Source organism: Streptomyces sp. NPDC057137 (assembly GCF_042670825.1).
Taxonomy (GTDB): Bacteria; Actinomycetota; Actinomycetes; order Streptomycetales; family Streptomycetaceae; genus Streptomyces.
The window spans coordinates 12,877-34,844 of the sequence record NZ_JBHUUW010000025.1; the positions used below are offsets into that span (position 1 = coordinate 12,877).

Consider the following 21,968-nt stretch of genomic DNA (forward strand, 5'->3'; position numbering starts at 1 on the left):
GGGGTCGGACTCGGTGCGGGGGGCCAGGAGCAGCGCGCCTCGGGCGTCGGCCACGTCAGCTCCCCGCCGGGCGGACGAGCGAGAGTGCGGTTCGGATGATGATGCACACGTCCTGCCACAACGACCAGTGGTCGATGTAGTGGTTGTCGAATCGGGAGCGGTCCTCGATGGAGGTGTCCCCGCGCAGCCCGTGGACCTGCGCGAGTCCGGTGATACCGACGGGCATCCGGTGGCGTGCCGCGTAACCGGGGTGCGTCTTGCTGAAGTTGGCGACGAAGAAGGGGCGTTCGGGGCGGGGCCCGACGAGGCTCATGTCGCCGCGCAGGACGTTCCAGATCTGGGGCAGCTCGTCCATCGACGTACGGCGCAGGAGATGGCCCACCAGGCTCATCCGCCGGTCGTTGGCGACCGACCAGCGGGTGGCCGCCTCGTGGTCGTCGGCCGGGCGCAGGGTGCGGAACTTCAGCAGGGTGAAGGGGCGGCCGTGCTGACCGACGCGTTCCTGACGGAACAGCACCCCGGGGCCGTCGAAGAGTCGTACGGCGAGCGCGCAGGTCAGCAGCACCGGTGAGATCGCGAGCAGGACGGGGGCCGCGACGGCGACGTCGAGCACGCGCTTGGCGAGGGTGCCGCGGCGTACGGTGGGCGGGGCGACACGGCGGCAGGTGAAGCCCCAGACGTGCTGCGACATTCCGCCGCGACCGCCGGCACCGTCGCCGCCGCCGACGAACCAGGTGGCGCAGCCGTACTCGTGGAAGAGCGCGACGAGCCCGGACCTGTCGGCGTCGGCCCCGGCACCTGCCGTACCTCTCGTACCGTCGATGAACACCGCCTGCTGGACGCCGTTCTGGATGACGGCGCGGTGGATCTCCTCGATGGTGGTCAGCACGGGGAGCGCCGGAGCGAGGTGGTCCGCGTCCGCGTCGGAGTCCGCGTCGGAGGGATGCCCGTCACCGCGTACGGGGGCGACGATCCCGACGGGCCGCAGGCCGTACTCGGGGTGCCGGGCCAACAGCGCGGCGAGCCGTCGGCCCGCCGGCCCCGTGCCGACGACCAGCGCGGAACTCAGCCGGTTCCGCGCCGTGCGCCGCCGGTGTCCGTGGACGACGGCCCGGCAGCAGCAGGCGGCCAGTAACTGCGTGCCGCTCCCGGCCAGCAGGGCGGTGAGGTCCAGCGCGTGCGCGGGAAGGAGCGCGGCGTACAGCGCACCGGCGGCACACCACGCGACGAGGACGCGCGCGGCCAGCGCGGGGAGTTCGTCCAGGGCGGTGCGCGGTCCCGACGGGCGGTAGAGACCGGCGTACGCGTTGAGGACGGTGACGCACACCACGAGCTGCGCGATCAGCACCGTGTGGCGCTGTTCGGAGCCGAGGACGACGGTGCTGAGCAGGGCGGCCGCCCAGTCGGCGGCGAGGAGCGGCAGCGCGAAGCGCAGGGGCGCGGCCGTACGGCGGCGGGGCGGCAGCGCGAGACGGTCGGTCGCCTCGCGCTGGGGTGCGATCGAGGCGAACCCGAGGGACGGCTGTCCGGTGGCGGTGACGGTCGCCGGTCCGAGCGCGCCGAGTCCGCCGGGGCCGTGGGGGCCGCCGGGGCCGTGGGGGCCGCCGGGGCCGTGGGATCCGTGGGATCCGTGGGATCCGTGGCTTCCCGAACCCCGGCCTCGCGGCCCGGCACCCGCGGCCGGGTGCCCTGTCGGTCCGCGCCCCGACGGTGCGGGGACGCTGGTGCTTTCCGTGGTCACTGGGGAATCGGCTCCCTGCGCTCGGAGCGCGGCACGGCGGCCACGTCGCGGTACACGTCCGCGACGGCCCTCGCGGTCTGCCGCACGTCATAGGTGCTGAGTACGTGCTCGTGGCCCTGGCGGCCGAAGGTCTCGCGCAGGGGCCGGTCGCGCAGCAGCGCGCTGATCGCGGTCGCCGTCGCGGCGTGGTCCTCGGGCGGGGTCAGACAGTGCGCCCGCTGGGCGGGCGGCAGGCTCTCGCGCGCCCCGTCCACGTCGCTGAGCAGTACGGCGCGCCCGCTGGCCATGGCTTCGAGCGGCGAGACCGCCATGCCCTCCCAGCGGGACGGCAGTACGACGAGGTCCGCGGCCCGGTACCAGGGCGCGGTGTCGCGTACGGCTCCGGTGAAGAGCACCGACGGCGGGGCGCTCTCGCGCAGCCGCTCGGCGTCGGGGCCGTCGCCGACGAGTACGAGACGGGCCCGGGGCACCTCCTGGAGGACCAGCGGCCAGGCCCGGAGCAGGATGTCCTGGCCCTTCTGCCGGCAGAGCCGGCCCACGCACACGACGAGGGGCGTGTCCGGCGGGAGTTCGGCCAGCCGGGGAAGCGCGGCGCGGGCGGGGGCGGTCGAGGCGAGCCCGTCGGCGGTGTCCGCCGGGCGGAAGCGGTCGGCGTCGACACCGTTGTGGACGACGGACCAGGGCGCCCGTACGCCGGCGCGCTCGCCCCGGTCGCGCTCGGCCTCGCTCACGCAGACGACGCGCGCGGTCCAGCGGGCGGCCAGTCGTTCCCAGCCCCGGGCGAGGGCCGCCGTCGTACCGCTGACCGCCTCGAACGACCAGGCGTGCGGCTGGAACACGGTCGGGGTCCGTCCCCGTACGGCCAGGCGTCCGGCGAAGCCGGCCTTCGCGCTGTGCGCGTGCACCACGTCGGGCCGGATCCGCCCGACCAGTTCGGCGACCCGCCGGATCTCGGCGGGCAGTCCGAACCCGGGGTCGCGGGTCGCGTGCCAGACCTCGGTCTCGGCGCCCAGCGCGGCCACGTCGGCCGTGAGCGGCCCGTGGTCGGGGCAGGCGACGACGACCCGCATTCCGGCGGCGACTTGCGCGTGTACGAGATCGGCGACGACCCGGCCCACTCCTCCGTCGACCGGCTGGACGAGATGGAGAACGGTGAAGCCAGGACCGGGACTGTGCCTTGGTGACCGCACGCGCAACTCACTCCACTCATGGTCTCTGGTGTCGTGGATCGGACAATCCGTTAAACCCGGAAGCGCTGCTGAAGCGCCGCCGAGTGAGCCGGCTCAGCGCCGCGCGTCCACCGCTACGAAAAACGCGCCGAGCCAGATCGAGTCGCGCCCGGTCCGGAAACTTACGTTCATAGTGTCGCCTCCCGGGACGAGCGCTTCACGCAACTCGAAGACATCGGAGTCATATCCAAGAGTGTTCTTGTAAGCGGGTTGTCGTTTAATCTGATTGGATCCGTCATCAGCAATACTTGAATTCATCACATCGGAGGCCGGATTCGCACTGTCGCCGACAGAACGCGCCTTCCCGCGCCCCGTCCCGACGGTCAGCGAATCGCCGCCCGTCCCGGGGTCCCCGTCGTAGGAGACGATCCCGATGGAGCCCGTACCGCGAGCCGGCGTCGGCAGCTTCCCGAGGTCGACCCGCAACTCCCGGTGCCGGTCGTCGAGCGCCTCGAAGCCGTCCCAGACCGTCAGATGACGCAGCGGGTCCTCGGGCCGCTCGTACGCGACGACCATCGTCCAGCCGCCCCACGCGCCCGCAGCCGTCCTGCCCATCGCGACGTTGATCTGCGCCACCGTGTACATGCCCGAACCCGCCGACCGGACCAGCGGCGTGATGTCGGCCGACGCCTGGTAGGCATCGGCGCCACCGGCCGTACGGTGGCCGACCAGCGTGTCGGACAGGACTTCCTTGTACGCGCCGCCGGGCTCGGCGATCAGTACGCGGCCGTTGTCCGCCGGCGGCTTCTGCTCACCGACGCGGAGGTTGCCGCCCCAGTAGAGCCGGGCGTAATTCACCTTGGCGCCGGCCGGTACGCGCAGTTCGCCCCGGGTCGAGTTGTAGGTGTTCGGGTCCTTGTCGAGGTCCGTGTAGAACATGTCGTACTGATCGTTGGACGCCGTGGCACTGCTCCGCGCGGCCCGGCAGGCGTCGGCATCGGCGGGGCTGACGGGGGTGAACTCGCCCGTGGTACGGCAGGTGATGGCCGAATTGGCCGCCCGGACGATCCCGCCGTGCTGGACGGCGTGATAGCGCTCACCGAACGGAATTCGGGTGCCCTCTTCGGCGGGTGCGGCCGACGAGACCGAGGTCGGAGCCATCGCCACCGCGGACACCGTCGCCGTCGCCGTCACGGCGAACAGCAGACCGCGCCTTACAGCATGAACCGCGCTATCGCGCATGGAGACTCTCCGACCCGAAGAATGAATCGACAGTGCACCCTTACAGAGCGCGGACTGAAAATCACGTGAGACGCGCGGACCGTACCAAAGCACCGTCGCTTTCCCGGAATCGGGCCGTTCCCAAACCTCGTTTCACGGCCTTTCGAACTCTTCGGGGGATCCGGCGTTTCCCGAACGGCCGCCGGTCGTTGAGCCTGTCGCACCATTGGTAAATCGAAAGGATATGGTGATGAAGCGAGTCGCTAAGTCCGTCGTCCTGGCATCGTCGAGTGCCGCCCTTCTCCTCGCCGGTGCCGGCATGGCTTCCGCCAGCGCCGGTGCCGAGGGTGCCGCGGTCAACTCCCCGGGCGTCCTCTCCGGCAATGTGGTCCAGATCCCGGTCCACATCCCGATCAACCTCTGCGGCAACACGGTGAACGTCGTCGGCCTGCTCAACCCGGCCTTCGGCAACACCTGCGTCAACGCCTGACCTCTGAAGAGGCTCCCCCGAGCGCTGCTTCAGGCACGGCCGGGTCCGGCAGCAGCGCTGTCGGACCCGGAACCGTTTCTTCACTCATTCGGACCGCAACCGATCAGCACGCCCCGCGTTGATCGGTAAGTCGGGCAACTGCGCCCGTAACGCCATTCCCTTAAGACCGAGGAGCTCATCCCCATGTCGCGTATCGCCAAGGCTGTTGTTCTGTCCTCCGCGGCTGCCGCCGCCGTCGTCGGCGCCTCCGGTGCCGCCATTGCCGACAGCGGCGCCCAGGGCGCGGCTGTCGGTTCCCCGGGTGTCATCTCCGGCAACGCCGTCCAGGTCCCCGTGCACGTGCCCGTGAACCTCTGCGGCAACACCATCGACGTCATCGGCCTGCTCAACCCGGCCTTCGGCAACACCTGCGTCAACGCCTGAATCTGACAGCAGTCAGTCCTGCCGTCACCCACGGCAAGAGCCGCTCTCCGCACCCGGGTACTCCGGGGGAGGGCGGCTCTTCCGTTGCGCTCCGTTGTACTCCGCCGTACGAAGGCCTCCGCTGTACGAAGGCGGGTCCGGCCACCCTTTCGGCGGCGACACGCGTCCCGGACGGGTGAGAATCCCCGGCGGCCCGGTCCAGGTCAGCGGGGTCGAAGCGGCCGATTGGCGGACACCGGGCGGCGCTCCCGAACGGTTGCGGGCCACGGCCCCGCGACCCACGGTGAAGACGAAACCCCCCGACGTGTCCTGAAAGGACCTTTTCATGCGTTCCCTCGTCTCTTCCCGCGCCGCAGCCGCCGCCGTCTGCGCCGCACTCGTCCTCGGCACCGCCGGCACCGCCGTCGCCACCACCGCCCACGAGACCCCGGCCGGTGTCGGTGCCGACGTGGCCCGCGCCCCGATCGCCGACGCCGAGGCCATCAAGCAGCAGACGCAGACGCTGGCTTCGCTCTCCAACGCCATCACGCCGGTCACCGACCTGCTCACGGCCGTCCTCAAGGCGGACAACGGCCAGATCGCCGCCGCGGACGTCCAGAAGCACCAGGCCGCCATCAAGAAGGCGCTGGACGCCGTGAAGAACGCCGCGCCGGCCAACCCGGCAAAGCCCGCCAACCCCGCGGGTAACGCTGGCAACGCCAACCCGGTGAACGCCGTGGGCGCCGACCACAAGGCCCCGGCCGCGGCCGACGTGACGGCCCAGGCCGTCGCCTCCGTACAGAAGGCGACGGACGCGCTGCTCAAGGCGACGACCGCCAAGGACGCGACCGCCGTCGCCACCCAGTCGAAGGCCGTCGTGACGTCGCTGGTCAACCTGACCACGGCGCTCGTCATGAACGGCAGCCTGCCGGCCCCGAACCTGCCGGGTCTGCCCGAGCTGCCGAAGCTGCCGGGCGCCGAGGCTCCCGCGCCGGCCCCGGAGCTTCCGGGCGTGCCGTCGACGCCGAAGCTCCCGTAACACCGCGTACGCCGCAGCGGCCGTACCGACCCCGTCAACATGGGGCCTGTACGGCCGTTCGTCGTGTCCGGCACGCTCGGAGATCGTTACTGAGGACGAGGTCAGTAAGCGAGAACAACCGTTGAGAGAAGGATTCACCATGAAGCCCATGAAGGCCGCCGCTGTCGTCGCCGGTTCCGTGCTGGCGCTGGGCGCCGCCGCCCCGGCGTTCGCCGGCGAGAATCTCCCGATGAGCCTGAACGGCGGACTGGGCCAGGCCGCCGAGACGGTGACCAACCAGGAGAGGCTGGACCCCTCCGTGGTGAACACGAACGCGCTGGACCCGAAGAACGAGGGCTCGCTCGTCAACAGCCTGGGCGACGTGGCGAAGGGGCTGAACGGCGGCGCCAAGGACGGCAAGGGCAAGGGCACCGGCAAGGGCGGCAAGGGCAAGGGCGGCGCCAAGAGCGGCAAGGGCGGCGCGATGCTCGGGGGGATCCCGCTCGGTCAGTAGTCCGGGACGGTCACCGCTTCCGTACGACGGCGGCCGCACGGAGTCATCGCACGCGAGTGCGGGCTCCGTGCGGCCGCTTCGTCTTTCGTACGAGATCGGGCCGGGCCGGGTCAGCTGGTCCAGAAGTCCCACCAGCGGGTCAGGACGAGCATCCCGATGGTCCCGATCCACAGCACCGGCACCACCCAGTGGAACTCCCCCGCCGCGGCGCGCAGTCCGGCCGGCGCGGGAAGGATCCGGTGCGTGATGTTGTGCGTGGTGACGTAGGAGAACATGACGATCGTGGCGACCCACGCCAGCGAGCACCAGAGGCAGAGCGAGCCGATGTGGTAGAGCGACTGGTACTGCAGCCAGGTGCAGAAGCCGACGCCGAACAGCATCCCGGCGTTGAGCCCCAGCCAGAACCACCGCCGGTACCGCGCCCCCGCGAGCAGCCCCGCGCCGACGCACATCACGACCGCGTACGTCACCAGCCCCAGCATCGGATTCGGGAACCCGAAGGCCGACGCCTGGTCGCTCGTCATGATGTTCCCGCACGACACCACCGGGTTCAGGCTGCACCCCGGCGTGAAGCCCGGGTCCTCCAGCAGCTTGAACTTGTCGATCGTGATCACCCACGACGCCAGCACACCCGCCGCGCCCGTCACCACCAACAACCACGCCAGCACCCGCCCCGCCCCGAAGCGGCGCGTCCCGTCCCGCGCGGGGTCGTCCTCGTACCTGTCCGCGTCTGACGACGACGCGTTGTCGATCAATGCTGTTGCCATGGTGTCCACTCCACCGGTTCGGTCACGCATTCGAAGTAGCGTTTCAGCTGTCCCCCTCGACACGCCGGACACAGTGACTCCGGGGTCAAGTACGGCGTTGCCAGAGCATGAACTCCGTCCGAGCACCCCGATGGCAGCGCCTCTCAGCGGTGCCCGAGCTCCGTGCCGAAGCGGTTCCCCCGCCCACTCCGCCGACCCCACCTCCGCCCACCGCCGCGCCGATCCCCACTCCCATCTACAGCGCTCTGGTACGGGAGTGGGGCGCGGCGGGACGTACGGTGCCCGCGAACGGCGGGTGAACCGGGGCGCGAGCCCGCGGGGGCCTGCGGGGGTTCGCGCTCAGCCGCGCAGGCTGCTCACCGGCACCAGGCAGTGCGCGGCTCCGGTCAGCACGGCCTCGTCGCCGACGAAGGCGCGCAGCGTCTCCTCGCTCACCGGCTTGCCGGGCGTGCCCTCGGGCCACGGCTGGGTGGCGATGATGAAGTACACCGCACCGGTCTCGCGCGCGTCCTCTTCCCACTCCGGCGGAACGGCGCACTGTGCCTTGAGATACGGCATGGTCAGTACGGCCCGCCCGGCCTGTACGAGCAGCGTGATCGGGACGTTGGGCGACTTGGCCACGTCGATCAGACCGGCGCCGGTCCTGAGACCGACCTCCTTGATGACGGCGTGCATCGCCTCTTCCCCGGCCTCCGCGCCGTCACGGCCGTCGCCGAGTGAATAGGCCAGCAGGAAAGGCGGGTTGCGCTCGTCGTCGGAAGGCTCGCTGGTCCAGGGAATTACCGTGAGGGTGCCCAGCAGAGGGGCGTATTGCAGGCTTCCCTGCGCGGTGTTGGTAGAGGTCATGCTTCGGCACAGTAGCGGCCCGTGGGCGCCATGAGTGAGTTCGCGTCACCCGAGTGGCGGAGCATTCGCCCCTCTGTGCGACAGCGCCCGTTCGATACCCCCATCTGCCGTGTGTTCGGCGCACGCTGATGTCTTGTCGGCCGTGGGAAGCTCGAAGCCACGGAAGGAATGAACAATGACGCCGAATCTCGCCGATCCCTCGTTCTGGCAACTGCCGCATTCCGAAAGGCTGGCGGGTTTCGCGCGGCTCCGCGCCGCCGGGGCGCCGCGGTACTTCGTGGAGCGGCCAGGGGGTCGGCTGCGGCCGGAGCGGGGCTTCTACGCGCTGGTCGGGCACGCTGACGTGGTGGAGGCCAGCCGCAACGCGCAGGTGTTCGGCAGCGCGCCCGGCGTCACCACTCCCGAGCCGGCCCGCTGGGTGCGGGCGCTGTTCGGGGAGTCCCTGGTCAATATGGACGAGCCGCAGCACACTCAACTGCGGCGGATCGTCTCCCGTGCCTTCACTCCCCGCATTCTCGCCGCGACGGAGGAAGATGTCCGCTCGGTGGCGAAGCGCATTGTGGACGACATGCTCAGGGAGCGTCCGGCGGATTTCGTCACGGCGGTCGCGTCACGTATGCCGTTCGAAATCATCTGCAATCTGATGGGCATCCCCGAGAAGGAGCGCCCGTCGATCCTCGCGCAGGTGAATCGGGCATCCGTCGAAACGGGCGTCGCGCGCACGGTGCGGCAGCGAATTCGCGTACCCGGAAAGGGCCTTCGCGCCCTGGCGTCCATGCAGGGAATGGTCGCGGACCTCGGGCGGCAACGGCGCAGGAATCCGACGGGGGATCTCATCTCCGCGCTCGTGAACGCCGATATCGACGGGCAGTCGCTGAACGGCCGCCAACTCGGCTCGTTCTTCTCGCTGCTGATGGTCGCCGGCGTGGAGACCACGCGTAACGCGATCGCGCACGGCATGTCCCTGTTGACCGACCATCCGGACCAACGGGCCTTGCTGCTGGGTGACTTCGACCGATACGCGGACGGCGCCGTCGAGGAGATCGTGCGCCATTCGACGCCGATCATCCAGTTCCGGCGCAGACTCACCCAGGACCACCGGATGAACGGCCACGACTTCCGGCGGGGCGACCGGGTGGTGCTGTTCTACGCCTCCGCCAACCGTGACGAGTCGGTCTTCACCGACCCGGACCGCTTCGACATCACCCGCAGCCCCAACCCGCATGTGGGGTACGGGGGCGGCGGGCCGCACTACTGCCTGGGCACGTTCCTGGCGAAGCAGGAGATGAAGGCGCTGTTCCGGGAGCTGCTGACCAGATCGCCCGAACTGCGCACCGTGGGCGCACCGGTGCTGGTGCCGTCGAACTTCGACAACCGGGTCCGCTCGATGCCGTGCGCGTTCGCGGGCGGCCGCTGAGCCCTTCGGGCGGGCGGGTGCGCGTCGCTACGCGACGGCGCCCGCCGCCTCGGTCTCGACATCCGCGAGACGCGTGAGGAACTCCGCGATCGTGGTGAGCTGCGCCTCGTCGTAGTCGGCGAGCAGCGCGCGCAGCCGCTTGAGCCGGGGGGCGTCCTCCTGCTCCAGCCATGCGGTGTTCAGCGACACGGTCACCCTGCGGCGGTCGTCCCGGCTGCGGGTCCTGGTGACGTAACCGACCTGCTCCAGGCGGTCGATCACGCCGGTGATGGTCCCCGACGAGCTGACCCCGGCGAGCCGGCCCAGTTGTCCGGGGCTGAGCGGGCCGTGCAGGCGCAGCAGGTTGACGAAGTTCGCCTCCCACGTGCTGAGAGTCACGCCCGCCTGGGCCCCGACCTCGTGGTCGAACCGGGCGGACGCCGCCGCGTGCCGGAGCGCCGCGGTCTGCATGCGGTCGCACAGCGCGGCTGACGGGTTTGTCATCGACGGCCTCCTTGCCTAATCTGTCGTCACCACGACTTAGTCGTCCAGGCGACACAGTCGCTTCGGCGAGTCTCTCGCCGCTGCCATTTTACGCCGCCGGACCGGACAACCAGGGGGACAGTCATGACTGCTGAGAAGCTGGCCGTAGGGCCCGAGGGGGAAGGCGGGGACAAGAGCAGGGGCGCGGGCGGCACCGGGCAATCGCCCTACCCGCGACGCTGGGTGGCCATGGTCGTACTGATCCTGGCCTTCATGCTGGACCTGCTGAACGTCACGATCGTCAACGTCGGGCTGCCCGCCATCCAGCGCGACCTCGACGCGAGCTCCACCCAGCTGGAGTGGATCTCCGCGTCGTATCTGCTGGCCTTCGCCGCCGCGCTGATCACCTTCGCGCGGGCCGGTGACCTGTGGGGCCGCAAACGGGTCTTCCTGCTGGGGATCGTCGCCTTCGGCCTCACCGGGCTGTGGAGCGGCTTCGCGAACGGTCCGGCGGAGCTGATCGCCGCCCGCGCCGCGCAGGGGCTGGCCGCGGCGGCGCTCGCTCCGCAGGTGATGAGCATCCTGTTCACCCTCTTCCAGGGCCGCGAACGCGCCACGGTCTTCGGTACGTTCGGCATCGTCGCCGGGCTCGCCCAGGCCGGGGGCCTGCTGCTCGGCGGTGTCCTGATCGGCGCGGACGTCGCCGGGCTCGGCTGGCGCGCGGTCTTCCTGATCACCGTCCCGGCCGCCGCCGCGCTCGGGGCGCTCGGGGCCTGGCTGGTGCCGGAGAGCCGGGTGCCGGGCAGCGCCCGGCCGCGCTGGCTGTCGACCGGGGTGCTCACCGCGGGGCTGGTCGCGATGGTGTTCCCGCTGATGGAGGGCCGTACGTTCGGCTGGCCCTGGTGGATCTGGAGCTGCCTGGCCGCGGGCGTCCTGGCGGTGCTGGGGCTCGCGGTCGCCGAGCACCGGAGGCCGGCGTGGCGGGCGGGGGCGCTGCTGCCGATGGCGCTGTTCCGCAACCGGCTGGTCGTCACGGCGCTGACCGTGCAGTTGGTGGCCTTCGCCGCGTTCACCGGGTTCCTGCTGGTGTTCGTGCTGTGGCTGCAGAACGGGCACCACTACTCGGCGCTGGACGCGGGCGTGCTGACCATCGGCTTCTCCGCGGGCGGTCTGGCCATGTCCCCCTTCGTCGGGCGCCTCGTCGTCCGGTTCGGCCGCTCCGTGGTGGTGGCCGGGTGCCTGCTGGCCGTCGCGGGCACGCTGGGCGTGCTGTACGCGGCGCCGTCCGGGTCCGCGGCGCAGGGGAGCGTGGACAGTTGGGCGCTGGTGCCGGGTCTGGCCGCGATCGGCGTCGGCATGAACCTCGTCATGCCGACGCTCAGCACGCTGTTCTTCTCGACCGTGCCGCCCGAGCACGCGGGTTCGGCGTCGGGCATCTACAGCACGAGCCAGCAGTTCGGGGCGGCTGTGGGGGTGGCCGGGATGGGCACGATCTTCTTCACCGTGGTGGACGGGGGCGGGGGCGGTGACGCGTACGCGACGGCGTTCACGGCAAGCGTCCTGACGGCGACGGCGGCGCTGCTCGTCAGCGCGGCGCTGAGCCTGGCACTGGGCCGGCCTCCTAAGGAGGCGGCGCGGTCCAAGGAGGCGGCCCGGTCCAAGGAGGCTGCCTAGCCCGCCAGTTCGTCCTCCAGCCAGGTGCGGCCCCGGGTGCGGGCGCTGAGCCTGACCTCGCCCAGGGGTACGGCGAGGCGCTCAGCCTCGCGTCGTACCGCCGCCTCGGCGTCCGCGCCGACGTCCTCCAGGAAGCGGCACACGATCTCGCCGCTCCTGTCCTGCGCCCAGCCGCCGACGACGCGGCCGTCCCACCAGAGCGAGGGGCCGATGTTCCCGACCTTGTCGAAGAGGCGGGGGCCGTGGTCGCCGAGGAACCAGCCCCGTTCGTGCCAGCCCATCGGCGTGGAGTCGAGCGCCGGCAGCAGCGCGGCCCACGGCTCCGGCGGCGCGGTCTCCGCCAGGTCGTCGGGCAGGAGCAGTCCCGTCGTACCGCCGCCGAGATCGACCTCGACCGGCTTCAGTTCCGTCAGCACCCGTTTGACCTGCGTCTTCGTCCACCCCGCCCACCAGCGCAGATCGTCGGCCGTCGCCGGTCCGAACGCCCGCAGCCAGCGCCTGGCCAGTTCCTCCTCCGCGCGGTGGGTGTCCCACGGCGCGAGGCCGCCGGGGAACCAGTCGGTCAGCGGCGCCCAGCGGTACTGGTGCGAGGCCCACGAGCCGCGTGGCCGGCCGCGTACGACGCGGCCCTCGGCGGCGAGCAGGAGCAGCAGCCGGCTCGCGACCTTCTGGGTGCCCTCGTAGTCCTTGCCGGCCGACAGCACGACCTTCGTACTGAGGCGGGCGTCGTCGCCCGCGAGTTCGGCGGCCGTGGACTCACCGCGTGCGGCGAGCGCGCGCACGGCGATGTCCTCCGTCTCGGCCAGCCACTCCCGTACGCCCGCCTCGTCGTCCGCGACCCCCGACGCGGCCAGGAACCCGAGGAGCTTGCGGCGTTCGCGCGCGGCCACCGCGTGGGAGCAGGCGGCCTGCATCACGGGGGCCACGTCGAGGGAGGTGACGAAGACCGTACGGCGCATACCGAGGAGGCGGATGAGGGAGCGGTCCTCGTACAGGGCGCGTTCCACGTCCCGTACCGCACCGCCGTTCGTCCGCGCCCAGATGGCGACGTACACGGAGGTCGGGTCGGTGCTGTGCAGCGCCACGAGGGCGCGTGCCACCTCGACGGGACCGTCCGCGCGGGCGGCCACCGCCAGCCGATGCCGTACGCCGAGCCGTGCCCGTCGCTCCGCCACGTCGATACGCCGCACGTCCGCCGCTCCTCCGCGTGTCCTCTTCCCTACGGGAAGGGAAGCGTACGGGCGAAGAGGGTCACCAGGATCAGCACCGCGGGGAAACAGGCGAGGAACATGGCGAAGGTGTAGCCCATGATGTCGCGCGCCTTGAGACCGAGGATCGTCAGCGTGGGCAGCATCCAGAACGGCTGGAGCAGATTGGCGCTGGCCTCGCCGAGGTCGTACACGACGACGATCCAGCCCTGGTTCACCTGCAGCTGGTTGGCCGCCTCCAGGACGTACGGCGCCTCGATGACCCACTTGCTGCCGCCGCTGGGCACGAAGACGCCGAGCACCATGCTGTAGATGCCGATGAAGGCCGGATAGAAGAACTCGTTCGACACCGAGACCAGCCAGCCGGCGATGGTCTTGCTCAGCCCGGTGAAGGCGATCATCCCGAAGATGCCGCCGTAGAGGGGGAATTGGAGGAGAACGCCGGACGCGGCGGGCGTGCCCTCCTTGACGGCCTGGGCGAGACGGACGGGGCGCCAGTGCAGGATGAGGGCCAGCAGGATCAGGATGAGGTTGACCGTGTTGAGGTCGAGCGCGTTCAGTGGGTCGCCCTCGGCGAGGGCGAAGTGCCGTACGAGGTACCAGGCGCCGAGCGCGAACAGCAGGATCGCGAAGACGGGGCTGTACTCGATCCACTCCCCCGGCCGGCCGCGCCGGGTCTCCGTCCGCTTCTCGGCGACGCTCGGGCCCAGCTCGATGCCGAGCTGCTCCGCCGTCTTCGCGCGCTCGGGGGACGGGGAGAGGAACCAGGCCATGACGACGGCGATGACGAAGATGATCGCCGTGGCGACCATGCCCTGCCACAGGAAGATGGTCTCGGTGAGCGGGATGATCCCGCTGCCGCCGCGCCCGTCCGCGATGACCTCCTGGACTGCCGGCGGACTCGACGCCTCACTCGCGACCTGGAGCGCGGCGGACCCGGACAGCCCCTGCGCCCACACGGTCCCGAGCCCGAGGAAGGCCATCGCGCCGAGCGCCCGGTAGTCCACACCCTGGATACGCCGGGCTATCTCCTTGGCGAGGATCGCGGTGAAGATCAGGCTGAAGGCCCAGTTGAGGTACGAGGTCGCCATGGCGACGGCGGCCGTGAACGCGATGGCGCCGCGCGGGGTACGGGGCACGCGCGCGATCCTGGCGATCAGCCGGCTCATCGGCGGGGAGACGGCGACCGCGTACCCGGCGATAATGATCATCGCCATCTGGAGCGTGAAGGTGATGAGCGACCAGAACCCCTGCCCCCACGCGTCCACCAGCCCGAACCCGGCGGTGTCCGCGGGGTCGTCGGGCCGCCCGTACAGCCCCTCCCCGGTGGCGAGTCCGAGCGCGAAGACCGCGAACGTACCGACGAGGACGAACCCGAGCGCGTCGGGCAGCCACTTCTCGGTGAACGCGGTGAAGCGCAGCGCCAGGCGCGCGAGCCAGTTGTCCTTGCCCTCCGGACCGCCGCTCGTCGCCGCCTGCGGTTCCGGCTGTTGTGGGGGCGCCGTGGCCATGGGGTTCTCCTGTGGGGGTGGCGGCCTGTGCCGCGGATCTCGTACAGGAGGCACGGGTGCGGGGCCCGGTTGGTTCAGGTGATGGTGTGTCAACGAGAAGAGAGTGCGACTGCTGTTTACGGTGGGCTGATGCGACGTGCCCCCTGGTGGGTGCTGCTCTCCGCGAGCGGCGCCCCTGTGCTCCTGGTCGGTGCCTCCGCGATTTCGCAGGTACTGCAAGGACCGACCTACAACCCCGCGGTGGAAACGCTCAGCATCCTCGCGTCCTACGGCGCCCGCGGCTACTGGCTGATGACGGGAATACTGCTCGTGCTCGGAGCCTGCTACATGGCCACGGCACACGGCCTCCGCGAGGCGGCACTCCCCGGCCGCCTCGCCCTGGCCGGCGGCGGGATCGCGGCGATGGCCCTGACCCTGGTCCCGGCGCCTCTCAGCGGCGGAGCGCTGGGCCACGGGGTGGTGGCCGCCACCGGCTTCGTCCTGCTCGCGATCTGGCCCGCACTGGCCGCGCGCCGCCGGAGGCGACATGCGCCGTGGGGACTCCGGTTCAAGGTGTCGATCGTGGCGAGCGCCGCGATGTGCCTCTGCGCGTTGTGGTTCGTGTTCGAGCTGCAGAACGGGAAGGCGCCGGGCATCGCGGAGCGGGTGGTGACCGTCGTCCAGGCCGTGTGGCCGCTGGTGGTGGCCGTCTCCTGCCGGGTATGGGTCGGGCCTGGCGAACCGGTGCCGGCGGAGTCCTGACGGGCGGTGAGAACGCAAGAGGACGGAGGTTACCGGCCCTCGCTCGACGTCCCCGCCCGCGCCTCGTCGTCCTCCCACTCACGGAGGGTGCCGATCGAGACGAGGCACAACACCGCCGCGACGACGAAGACCCCACCGGCGATCGCGAACGGCGCGCGGTAGCCGAGAGCGGCGGGCCGACGAACTCGTCGATGACGAGCTGCGTCCCGGCGATCTGCGCATTCGCCTTGACGAGCCCCTCCGGGGGTACCGCCTGCGGCAGAACGGCGACCGCCGCGCTGTCCGCCAACGTCTCGACGATGCCCATCACGGCGTAGACGAGATACAGCGCGACGATCGGTGCCGCGTCCAGGAGCACGAGGCCCGTGAGGACGGCGAACATCCCGGCGCGGGAGAAGTTCGCGAGGTACAGCAGACGTCGGCGGTCACCGCGATCGATGAGCACACCGATACCGAGCACCGAGAGAACGCGCGCCAACGAGTAGACGACCGCCAACCCGGCGACCGCGACCGGGTCGTCCGTGGTCGCCGCGCCAGCAGCGGCAGTGCGACGAACGTGACGCCGTCGGCCAAGTTGGCCGAGGCGTTGCCGAACCGGATCCGACGGTAGTCGGTTCCGAGCCTCATCCGTGGGCTGTTGACGAGTCGGGATGACCCGCTGCGCCGGAGGACGACACCTGGAGAGCCTGGAGATCGCTTCCCATTCTCAGGAAGCTCGTTCCTCGTCCTGCGGAAGATCTCTGGCGGACAGCGTGATGCGGTGGCGTACCAGGTCGACTTCGACAATCCGTACGGCGATCTCGTCGCCCTCGTTGACGATCTGGCCAGGGTGTTCGACGGGCTCGTCCCCGAATTCGGTGTTGTGCAGGAGGCCCTCGACGCCGTCGGCTATGCGAACGAAGGCTCCGAACGAGATCAACTTGGTGACCCGGCCGGTCGTGATCCGGCCTTCCTGGTTCTCGAAGGGCCTGAACGGGTCTGGTTCGAGAGCCTTCAGCGACAGCTGAACCTGTCCGCGGAGGATGTCGACATCGAGGATCAGGCCCACGACCCGCTGGCCTGCTATGACGGCGGCTGCCCGATGATCGATCCACACCCAGCTCAGTTCGGGGCCCCTGATGAACCCGGTGCACTGATAGCCCGGTTCGCCGTCGAGGTTCACGAACACACCGAAGTTGTGGACGCTCCGCACCCGACCCTCGTGTGTTGCGCCGCGCCGAAGGCCAAGAAGGAAAGCCCGCAGGGTCGGGTCCTCACACGCCGATGCGGAGGCCCAGACACGCTCCTGCTGCCAGTCGACATCGAGCACTTCGCGGTCCTCGACGCCGCCTTCGCCCGGTACGCCCTGGAGGAGGGGGACCGACAGCTGGGCGCCATGACGGCTGCAGGGGCCTGGACGCTGCGGATCGAGCCGACGGCCACCTCGGGGGTCACTGAGGATCGGGTTCCGCCAGCCTCCATGATGGCGCGGTGACGAACGTCAGTGACGACCACGTGAAGGTCCACTTCCGAATGGACATCGACGAGGATGGCTGGCCGCCGGCGAGCGTGGAGAGCCTCTGGGCGGTGGACCTCGGTGACGGCACGGCGCGGTTGGACAACACGCCCTGGTTCGTACGCGGAGTGGCCAGCGGGGACATCATCAAGATGCGGCCCGATGACGACGGTGTTCTCTGGGCCGGGGAGACGGTCCGGCCGTCTCAGAACTGCACTCTCCGGCTGATCGTGCTGAAGGACGACGGCTCAGCCGCTGCCCGGCAGAGCGTGCTGGAGGCCTTCCACCGTCTCGGCACTACCGGCGAGGGGATCGAGCGGTACCGGATGGTGGCCTTGGATGTCCCGCCGGAGGCGGACCTGCCGCGGATCCGCGAGCTCCTGGAACACGGTGCGGCGGAGGGCTGGTGGCACTGGGAGGAAGGGTGCGTCACGGCTAGTTGGAAGTCCGCGGCCACGGGCTGAGCGGCTGCGCGTGCTGCTGGAGGACTGCCGGGGTCTCTGTCAGTGGTGCCGTGGATGATCGGGCGCATGACACATGGTTCCCAAGACGCTTTTCGCTCTCTCGCTTTGCAGCATCTGTCGCCCGAGGATGCTGAGAAGTGGCTCGGTCTACTTCGCCCTGGCGTACGTCTTGAGGCAGCGGCGGCCGGCTCTGACGATGCGTTTGGCCGGCTCGGTGGCCTCCCGGCTTTGCCGGCCGCCTCGGAGTGGCCGGTGTGGGAGGGGTACGGTCCGCTCTCCTTCGTCGCCTCGATCGACTGCGCGCGACTGCCGACGGCAGCGCTGGACATTGATCTCCCCGAAGCGGGAGCACTGCTCTTCTTCTACTTCGACGGGCAGTTGGACGATGGTGAAGCTCTCGTTCTGGCTGAGGACCGGGAGAGCTGGGCGGGCGCTCGTGTGCTGTACGTGGCGGCCCACGAAAAGGTGGCGGAGCGTGCAACGCCTGACGGACTCGAGCCCTACCCGGTGGTACCGCTGACCGCCCGGGTGGCGATGACGGCCACCGAGCCCTGGCATCCGCGCGTTCGGGACGCCTTCGCGCCCGGTGCCCCTCTCGGGAACCAGTACGCCCACCCTGTCTGCTCGCAGGAGTTCCTCGACGCGCTGTGGGAGTTCGACGACGAGGTGGGGCACCAGATCGGAGGTCACGCCCACTCGGTGCAGGACGCGGTGGAGATCGAGATCGCGGAGGCGGTCCTGGACGGCGAGGCGTCCTGGGGCGACCCGCGCCTGTCCGAGGAGGTAGGTGGCTGGGTGCTGCTGGCCCAGTTCGACAGCGAGGACTCCGCGAACATGATGTGGGGCGATGCCGGAGCCCTGTACTGGCTGATCCGCCCGGAGGACCTGGCCGAGCGGCGCTTCGAACGGGCGATGTTCACCTGGCAGTGCGGCTGATGGCCGCCATACCCCCGCCTGGGGAGTCCGGTACATGGTGAGCCTGCCGAGTGAGGATGCCGCCCGCGCCGCTGCGGCCGAGCTTTCCGGGATGGGGCACCGTCTGACGCAGTGCGCGTCCACGATCACTTCCGGTTCATTCCGTCGAGCTTCCGGTGCGACTCTCGAAGAACGCCCGGCGAGTCCTCGGCGATCTCGCCGCTGCCGTAGCCCACCAGGGCACCTGCACCGACACCACGGTCGAGGCTGTCCCCTGGGAGGACGAGAGCGATGCCGTCCGATTCGCCCTCGCCGCCCTCACGACGCTCATGATGGCTCATGACCAGCACGTGCTCTCTCGGCTGGCCGCGCTCCCAGCTCCGGCAGGCAGCTCGCGCGCCGACGTCGTGTCGCTCGTAGCGGCACTGCTCAGCGGCGACCGGGAAGGCTTGGTATCTGCGCCGGACCGGCCGGCCTCCTGGTTGCCCAGCGTTGCGGAGAAGGCCGCCGGGGATCACAGGGGAGCATGGTCTGCCGTAATTGTTGACAACGTAAAGCACTCCGACTGGCATCACAGACACGCAGGTCAGGGACGTCAGACATCAGCCTCGCCTGCCGACATGGCTCAACTGCCAGATTTCGTTGCCCATTTGTCCGGCGCCTCCGCCCTCGGCCGGCTGTGCGCCTCGGCGCGGCTCGGCACCGGGCGCCATCCACCACCCCTGGCAGGCATCGAACGGCCCCTGAAACGACGAAGATCCCACCCGATCTTCCGATCAGACGGGATCTCGTCACCACTCTTGAGCTAACTCAAGAACAGTCGCGCGGTGGACCTGTGGGGATTTGAACCCCAGACCCCCTCGATGCGAACGAGGTGCGCTACCAGACTGCGCCACAGGCCCTTGCGACGAATGAAACTTTAGCACCCCCGTCGGGCTGCTTGGAAATCCGTTCCGTGCTGGTCACTCGTTGGCGGCGCGGGGGCGGTCGTCCTCGTCGTACTGGTCGAACAGTGGGGTCCGGCCGCGGCCGCGGTCGCGGGGGCGGCGTTGGGCAGGGGGTTCGGGGGTGGTCTGTTCCGCGGGGGTCGGTTCCGCCGTGGAGGAGCGGGCCGCGCTCCAGGTTTCCGGGTCGCTGACGTTCACGCCGCCCGTGGCGCGCGGGGCGACCGGGGCCGTCACGTACGTCGGGAGCGGGACCGGGACCGGTTCCCAGCTGTCGCCGCGGGCCGGGCCGCGCTCGCGTTCGCGCTGCTGGTCGACCCACTCCGCGTGGTCCGTCTGCTCGACCAGCGCGCGGCGGCCGGCCTCCTGCGGGGAGACCGAGGCGGCCGGTTCCGGGGCGGGGCGGGGTTCGGGGTCCTCGTCGGGGGCGGCCGGGGCCGAGGCCTGGTGGTGGTGGCGGCGGGGGCGGTTCTCGCGCAGGCGCTGCGCGGCGATCTCGGCCCTGCGGCGGTCCATGGTGAAGACGAAGCGGCGCCGTTCCTGGGCGCGTAGATGCACGATGTACGCGCTGAGGAGTACGGCGGGGACGCCCGGCGCCCACAGGAAGGCGAGCCCTTGGACGCCCGCGGCGATCGCGCCGATCGTGAAGGCGAGGAAGAGCACGACGGTGGTGCGCCGGCGGCGGGCGAGTACCTGCGAACGCTGGGCGCGCCGGGCCCGTTCGGCCGCGGCGCCGGAAGGGCGCGCGCGCCGTTCCGGCGGTGACGGGGCCTGGGCCGGGATCTCCAGGCGGGCTTCCGTATGGGCCGCGGGCGCGGAGAAGGACCGGACGTCGACAGAGCTCGTCGGCTCCGCCGCGACGTCCGGTGCACCGTCGGGCCCGGCCTCCTCGGTGGTGCGGTCCTGCAACTCCTTGGCGTACCGGCGCTCCATCGCCGCCCGTCCGGACAGCAGCCGGATGGCGGTGCTGAAGCGTTCCGTCGGACGGGCTTCGTTGAGCTCGTCCTGCCTGCGGAGCCACATCGGTACCAAGTAGGCGGCCCAGGCCCCGACGATGACTGCGTAGATGAGGCCGCTGCTGCTCACGGTTCACACCGTAGAGGTGTTCGCGCGAGGGCATCCGCCAATTGAGCCGGTGTGTCGCACGATCTGGCTGATATCACGGACTTTTTTTGTGATTGTTCGGATCACTTGATGGTCGGACAGGGATCAATTTCGAACGCTTGTTTTATTTATGTGGCGTACCAGGTCGCGCCTGGTGCCAGCGGTACAGAAGCCCCTCCGGCACTTCCTCCGCCGTGAGCGCGAAAACCAGATGGTCCCGCCAGGCCCCGTCGATGTGCAGATAGCGGGGGCGCGTGCCTTCCTCGCGGAATCCGAGTTTCTCCACGACACGGCGGCTCGGCCCGTTCTCGGGGCGAATGCAGACCTCGATCCGGTGCATCCCCACCATGCGGAAACAGTGGTCGACAGCGAGGGCCACGGCCGTCGGCATGACGCCGCGCCCCGCGACGTCGCGGTCCACCCAGTAGCCGACATGCCCCGAGCACATCGAGCCCCAGGTGATCCCGGCCACCGTCAACTGGCCGACCAGGCGCCCCTGGTACTCGATGACGAACGGCAGCATCCGCCCCGCGTTCGCCTCGGCGCGCAGGTGACGGACCATCTGCCGGTACGTCGGGCGCTGGGCGACCGGGGCGCCGGGGGGCGGCGGCGGGATCGTCGCCTCCCAAGGACGGAGCCACTCGCGGTTGCGCCGGTTCACCTCGCGCCAGGCCCGTTGGTCGCGCGACTTTATGGGGCGCAGGACGACATCGCCGTCCACCAGCGCCACGGGCCAGAAGGGGTTCATCCGTCGGTACGGGGGTGATCGCCGCCGTGGATCTGGTCGACGGCGTGGACGAGCAGCCGGTCGAGCACGGCGAGCCCGTCCCGTACACCGCCGGAGGACCCCGGCAGATTCACGATCAGGGTCCGGCCCGCGACGCCCGCGAGGCCCCGCGAGAGCGCGGCGGTGGGGACCTTACGGGCGCCTTCGGCGCGGATCGCCTCGGGGATGCCGGGGATCTCCTGGTCAAGGACGCGGCGGGTCGCCTCGGGGGTGCGGTCGGTGGGCGAGACGCCGGTGCCGCCGGTGGTCAGGATGACGGCGTACGAGGCGGCCACCCCGTCCCGCAGGGCCTGCTCGACCGGGTCGCCGTCGGGCACGACCAGCGGTCCCTGGACCGAGAAGCCCAGCTCCGCGAGGGCGTTCGCGATGACCGGGCCTCCGGTGTCCGCGTACACGCCGGCCGCCGCGCGGTTGGACGCGGTGACGACCAGCGCGCGGTACGGCTTCCTTGCCCGCGGCGCGGGGGCCGCGGGGCCGCTCTCGGCGGGATCGGTCATGCCGTGCCCCTCTCCGGTGTCCCGTTCGGATGCTCAGGTCCGCCCGCTGCCCGGCGGGACCAGTGGCCGGACTTGCCGCCGGTCTTCTCCTCGACCCGTACGTCCGTGATGACAGCGCCCTTGTCGACGGCCTTCACCATGTCGACCACCGTCAGCGCCGCGACCGAGACGGCGGTCAGGGCCTCCATCTCGACGCCCGTGCGGTCCGTCGTCCTCACCGTCGCCAGGATCTCCACCGCGTCGTCCGCGACGGCGAGGTCGAGCGTGACTCCCGAGACCGCCAGCGGATGGCAGAGCGGGATCAGGTCCGGGGTCCGTTTCGCGCCCATGATGCCCGCGATACGGGCGGTGGCCAGGGCGTCGCCCTTGGGCACCCCCTCGCCCCGCAGCAGTTCGACCACGCGCGGCGACACCAGCACCCGGCCGCTCGCGCTGGCGGTGCGCGCGGTGACCTCCTTGGCGGAGACGTCGACCATGCGGGCCGCGCCCGCCTCGTCGATATGCGTCAGGCGGCCTTGTCGAGAAGGTCCGGGGGTCTCCCCCCGGGAAAACGCAGTCATCGCTGTGGCGCTCCCGGTCCG

At 70.7% G+C, this 21,968-nt stretch carries 23 protein-coding genes and 1 tRNA gene; 9 read left to right on the forward strand and 15 right to left on the reverse strand.

Annotated features, from left to right (window positions below; genetic code table 11):
- Positions 1-55: 55 nt before the first annotated feature.
- The 3 genes from ACFT9I_RS20685 to ACFT9I_RS20695 all read right to left on the reverse strand — a co-directional run bounded on the left by ACFT9I_RS20685 (position 56) and on the right by ACFT9I_RS20695 (position 4,152).
- The gene (locus ACFT9I_RS20685) at positions 56-1,741 is read right to left on the reverse strand and encodes a sugar transferase (protein ID WP_382566174.1); all 1,686 of its coding nucleotides are present in this window, start codon (positions 1,739-1,741) and stop codon (positions 56-58) included.
- Positions 1,738-2,931 carry a glycosyltransferase gene (locus tag ACFT9I_RS20690; protein WP_382566175.1) on the reverse strand — a complete coding sequence of 398 codons (1,194 nt, stop codon included), beginning with the start codon at positions 2,929-2,931 and terminating at the stop codon, positions 1,738-1,740. The genes ACFT9I_RS20685 and ACFT9I_RS20690 overlap by 4 nt, the downstream gene beginning before the upstream one ends.
- Before the next feature lie 93 nt (positions 2,932-3,024).
- On the reverse strand, positions 3,025-4,152 hold the full coding sequence (locus tag ACFT9I_RS20695) for a DUF3344 domain-containing protein (protein WP_382566177.1): 1,128 nt from the start codon (positions 4,150-4,152) through the stop codon (positions 3,025-3,027).
- A 229-nt stretch (positions 4,153-4,381) separates the two neighbouring features.
- On the opposite strand from ACFT9I_RS20695, the gene ACFT9I_RS20700 reads away from it, so the two are divergent.
- From ACFT9I_RS20700 to ACFT9I_RS20715, 4 genes are all read left to right on the forward strand, one after another.
- Complete coding sequence (locus ACFT9I_RS20700; protein ID WP_382566179.1) at positions 4,382-4,621, forward strand: chaplin; 240 nt, start codon at positions 4,382-4,384, stop codon at positions 4,619-4,621.
- A 183-nt stretch (positions 4,622-4,804) separates the two neighbouring features.
- Positions 4,805-5,044 carry a chaplin gene (locus tag ACFT9I_RS20705; protein ID WP_382566181.1) on the forward strand — a complete coding sequence of 80 codons (240 nt, stop codon included), beginning with the start codon at positions 4,805-4,807 and terminating at the stop codon, positions 5,042-5,044.
- Positions 5,045-5,369: 325 nt separating this feature from the next.
- Positions 5,370-6,062, forward strand: coding sequence for a hypothetical protein (locus tag ACFT9I_RS20710; protein WP_382566183.1), 693 nt, complete (start codon positions 5,370-5,372; stop codon positions 6,060-6,062).
- Positions 6,063-6,201: 139 nt separating this feature from the next.
- Positions 6,202-6,555 carry a hypothetical protein gene (locus tag ACFT9I_RS20715; RefSeq protein ID WP_382566185.1) on the forward strand — a complete coding sequence of 118 codons (354 nt, stop codon included), beginning with the start codon at positions 6,202-6,204 and terminating at the stop codon, positions 6,553-6,555.
- A 110-nt stretch (positions 6,556-6,665) separates the two neighbouring features.
- Here ACFT9I_RS20715 and ACFT9I_RS20720 read toward each other — a convergent pair whose 3' ends face one another.
- On the reverse strand, positions 6,666-7,322 hold the full coding sequence (locus tag ACFT9I_RS20720; RefSeq protein ID WP_382566188.1) for a vitamin K epoxide reductase family protein: 657 nt from the start codon (positions 7,320-7,322) through the stop codon (positions 6,666-6,668).
- A gap of 339 nt (positions 7,323-7,661) precedes the next feature.
- Positions 7,662-8,168 (reverse strand): DUF5949 family protein, encoded by a 507-nt coding sequence (locus tag ACFT9I_RS20725; RefSeq protein ID WP_382566190.1) that lies wholly within the window; start codon positions 8,166-8,168, stop codon positions 7,662-7,664.
- Positions 8,169-8,343: 175 nt separating this feature from the next.
- Here ACFT9I_RS20725 and ACFT9I_RS20730 point away from each other — a divergent pair, with 175 nt between their 5' ends.
- Positions 8,344-9,585 (forward strand): cytochrome P450, encoded by a 1,242-nt coding sequence (locus tag ACFT9I_RS20730; protein ID WP_382566191.1) that lies wholly within the window; start codon positions 8,344-8,346, stop codon positions 9,583-9,585.
- Positions 9,586-9,612: 27 nt separating this feature from the next.
- On the opposite strand, the gene ACFT9I_RS20735 is transcribed toward ACFT9I_RS20730, so the two are convergent.
- Entirely contained in the window at positions 9,613-10,068 is a 456-nt protein-coding gene (locus ACFT9I_RS20735; protein ID WP_382566192.1) for a MarR family winged helix-turn-helix transcriptional regulator, read from the reverse strand.
- 123 nt (positions 10,069-10,191) lie between these two features.
- Between ACFT9I_RS20735 and ACFT9I_RS20740 the strand changes: the two genes are divergently transcribed.
- Positions 10,192-11,721, forward strand: coding sequence for an MFS transporter (locus ACFT9I_RS20740; protein WP_382566193.1), 1,530 nt, complete (start codon positions 10,192-10,194; stop codon positions 11,719-11,721).
- On the opposite strand, the gene ACFT9I_RS20745 is transcribed toward ACFT9I_RS20740, so the two are convergent.
- Both ACFT9I_RS20745 and ACFT9I_RS20750 read right to left on the reverse strand, forming a co-directional pair.
- The gene (locus tag ACFT9I_RS20745; protein WP_382566311.1) at positions 11,718-12,902 is read right to left on the reverse strand and encodes a winged helix DNA-binding domain-containing protein; all 1,185 of its coding nucleotides are present in this window, start codon (positions 12,900-12,902) and stop codon (positions 11,718-11,720) included. The genes ACFT9I_RS20740 and ACFT9I_RS20745 overlap by 4 nt on opposite strands.
- A 38-nt stretch (positions 12,903-12,940) precedes the next feature.
- Entirely contained in the window at positions 12,941-14,440 is a 1,500-nt protein-coding gene (locus tag ACFT9I_RS20750; protein ID WP_382566195.1) for a short-chain fatty acid transporter, read from the reverse strand.
- Positions 14,441-14,569: 129 nt separating this feature from the next.
- Between ACFT9I_RS20750 and ACFT9I_RS20755 the strand changes: the two genes are divergently transcribed.
- The gene (locus ACFT9I_RS20755) at positions 14,570-15,181 is read left to right on the forward strand and encodes a DUF998 domain-containing protein (protein ID WP_382566196.1); all 612 of its coding nucleotides are present in this window, start codon (positions 14,570-14,572) and stop codon (positions 15,179-15,181) included.
- 706 nt (positions 15,182-15,887) lie between these two features.
- On the opposite strand, the gene ACFT9I_RS20760 is transcribed toward ACFT9I_RS20755, so the two are convergent.
- Positions 15,888-16,490 (reverse strand): S1 RNA-binding domain-containing protein, encoded by a 603-nt coding sequence (locus ACFT9I_RS20760; protein WP_382566197.1) that lies wholly within the window; start codon positions 16,488-16,490, stop codon positions 15,888-15,890.
- Between the two features lie 161 nt (positions 16,491-16,651).
- Here ACFT9I_RS20760 and ACFT9I_RS20765 point away from each other — a divergent pair, with 161 nt between their 5' ends.
- Both ACFT9I_RS20765 and ACFT9I_RS20770 read left to right on the forward strand, forming a co-directional pair.
- A complete protein-coding gene (locus tag ACFT9I_RS20765) occupies positions 16,652-17,140 on the forward strand; it encodes a DUF4265 domain-containing protein (RefSeq protein ID WP_382566199.1) in 489 nt (162 codons plus the stop codon).
- Positions 17,141-17,206: 66 nt separating this feature from the next.
- The gene (locus tag ACFT9I_RS20770; RefSeq protein ID WP_382566313.1) at positions 17,207-18,076 is read left to right on the forward strand and encodes a YwqG family protein; all 870 of its coding nucleotides are present in this window, start codon (positions 17,207-17,209) and stop codon (positions 18,074-18,076) included.
- Positions 18,077-18,201: 125 nt separating this feature from the next.
- On the opposite strand, the gene ACFT9I_RS20775 is transcribed toward ACFT9I_RS20770, so the two are convergent.
- The 6 genes from ACFT9I_RS20775 to moaC form a co-directional block, all read right to left on the reverse strand.
- Positions 18,202-18,396: a hypothetical protein gene (locus tag ACFT9I_RS20775; RefSeq protein WP_382566201.1), complete on the reverse strand. Its 195-nt coding sequence runs from the start codon at positions 18,394-18,396 to the stop codon at positions 18,202-18,204.
- 487 nt (positions 18,397-18,883) lie between these two features.
- Positions 18,884-18,957 (reverse strand) — tRNA-Ala (locus ACFT9I_RS20780).
- 60 nt (positions 18,958-19,017) lie between these two features.
- Complete coding sequence (glpR, locus tag ACFT9I_RS20785; protein WP_382566203.1) at positions 19,018-20,085, reverse strand: gephyrin-like molybdotransferase receptor GlpR; 1,068 nt, start codon at positions 20,083-20,085, stop codon at positions 19,018-19,020.
- Between the two features lie 142 nt (positions 20,086-20,227).
- The gene (locus ACFT9I_RS20790; RefSeq protein WP_382566204.1) at positions 20,228-20,851 is read right to left on the reverse strand and encodes a GNAT family N-acetyltransferase; all 624 of its coding nucleotides are present in this window, start codon (positions 20,849-20,851) and stop codon (positions 20,228-20,230) included.
- On the reverse strand, positions 20,848-21,387 hold the full coding sequence (locus ACFT9I_RS20795) for a molybdenum cofactor biosynthesis protein B (RefSeq protein WP_382566206.1): 540 nt from the start codon (positions 21,385-21,387) through the stop codon (positions 20,848-20,850). The genes ACFT9I_RS20790 and ACFT9I_RS20795 overlap by 4 nt, the downstream gene beginning before the upstream one ends.
- Entirely contained in the window at positions 21,384-21,947 is a 564-nt protein-coding gene (moaC, locus tag ACFT9I_RS20800) for a cyclic pyranopterin monophosphate synthase MoaC (protein ID WP_382566208.1), read from the reverse strand. Before moaC ends, ACFT9I_RS20795 begins: the two co-directional genes overlap by 4 nt.
- Positions 21,948-21,968 lie beyond the last annotated feature (21 nt).

Bases quoted from the DNA above. Each gene is read 5' to 3' on its own strand.
- ACFT9I_RS20695 (WP_382566177.1), bottom strand. From the start codon at position 4,152: ATGCGCGATAGCGCGGTTCATGCTGTAAGGCGCGGTCTGCTGTTCGCC.
- ACFT9I_RS20700 (WP_382566179.1), top strand. From the start codon at position 4,382: ATGAAGCGAGTCGCTAAGTCCGTCGTCCTGGCATCGTCGAGTGCCGCC.
- ACFT9I_RS20705 (WP_382566181.1), top strand. From the start codon at position 4,805: ATGTCGCGTATCGCCAAGGCTGTTGTTCTGTCCTCCGCGGCTGCCGCC.
- ACFT9I_RS20710 (WP_382566183.1), top strand. From the start codon at position 5,370: ATGCGTTCCCTCGTCTCTTCCCGCGCCGCAGCCGCCGCCGTCTGCGCC.
- ACFT9I_RS20715 (WP_382566185.1), top strand. From the start codon at position 6,202: ATGAAGCCCATGAAGGCCGCCGCTGTCGTCGCCGGTTCCGTGCTGGCG.
- ACFT9I_RS20720 (WP_382566188.1), bottom strand. From the start codon at position 7,322: ATGGCAACAGCATTGATCGACAACGCGTCGTCGTCAGACGCGGACAGG.
- ACFT9I_RS20725 (WP_382566190.1), bottom strand. From the start codon at position 8,168: ATGACCTCTACCAACACCGCGCAGGGAAGCCTGCAATACGCCCCTCTG.
- ACFT9I_RS20730 (WP_382566191.1), top strand. From the start codon at position 8,344: ATGACGCCGAATCTCGCCGATCCCTCGTTCTGGCAACTGCCGCATTCC.
- ACFT9I_RS20735 (WP_382566192.1), bottom strand. From the start codon at position 10,068: ATGACAAACCCGTCAGCCGCGCTGTGCGACCGCATGCAGACCGCGGCG.
- ACFT9I_RS20740 (WP_382566193.1), top strand. From the start codon at position 10,192: ATGACTGCTGAGAAGCTGGCCGTAGGGCCCGAGGGGGAAGGCGGGGAC.
- ACFT9I_RS20750 (WP_382566195.1), bottom strand. From the start codon at position 14,440: ATGGCCACGGCGCCCCCACAACAGCCGGAACCGCAGGCGGCGACGAGC.
- ACFT9I_RS20755 (WP_382566196.1), top strand. From the start codon at position 14,570: ATGCGACGTGCCCCCTGGTGGGTGCTGCTCTCCGCGAGCGGCGCCCCT.
- ACFT9I_RS20770 (WP_382566313.1), top strand. From the start codon at position 17,207: ATGACACATGGTTCCCAAGACGCTTTTCGCTCTCTCGCTTTGCAGCAT.
- ACFT9I_RS20775 (WP_382566201.1), bottom strand. From the start codon at position 18,396: ATGAGCCATCATGAGCGTCGTGAGGGCGGCGAGGGCGAATCGGACGGC.
- ACFT9I_RS20790 (WP_382566204.1), bottom strand. From the start codon at position 20,851: ATGAACCCCTTCTGGCCCGTGGCGCTGGTGGACGGCGATGTCGTCCTG.
- ACFT9I_RS20795 (WP_382566206.1), bottom strand. From the start codon at position 21,387: ATGACCGATCCCGCCGAGAGCGGCCCCGCGGCCCCCGCGCCGCGGGCA.
- moaC (WP_382566208.1), bottom strand. From the start codon at position 21,947: ATGACTGCGTTTTCCCGGGGGGAGACCCCCGGACCTTCTCGACAAGGC.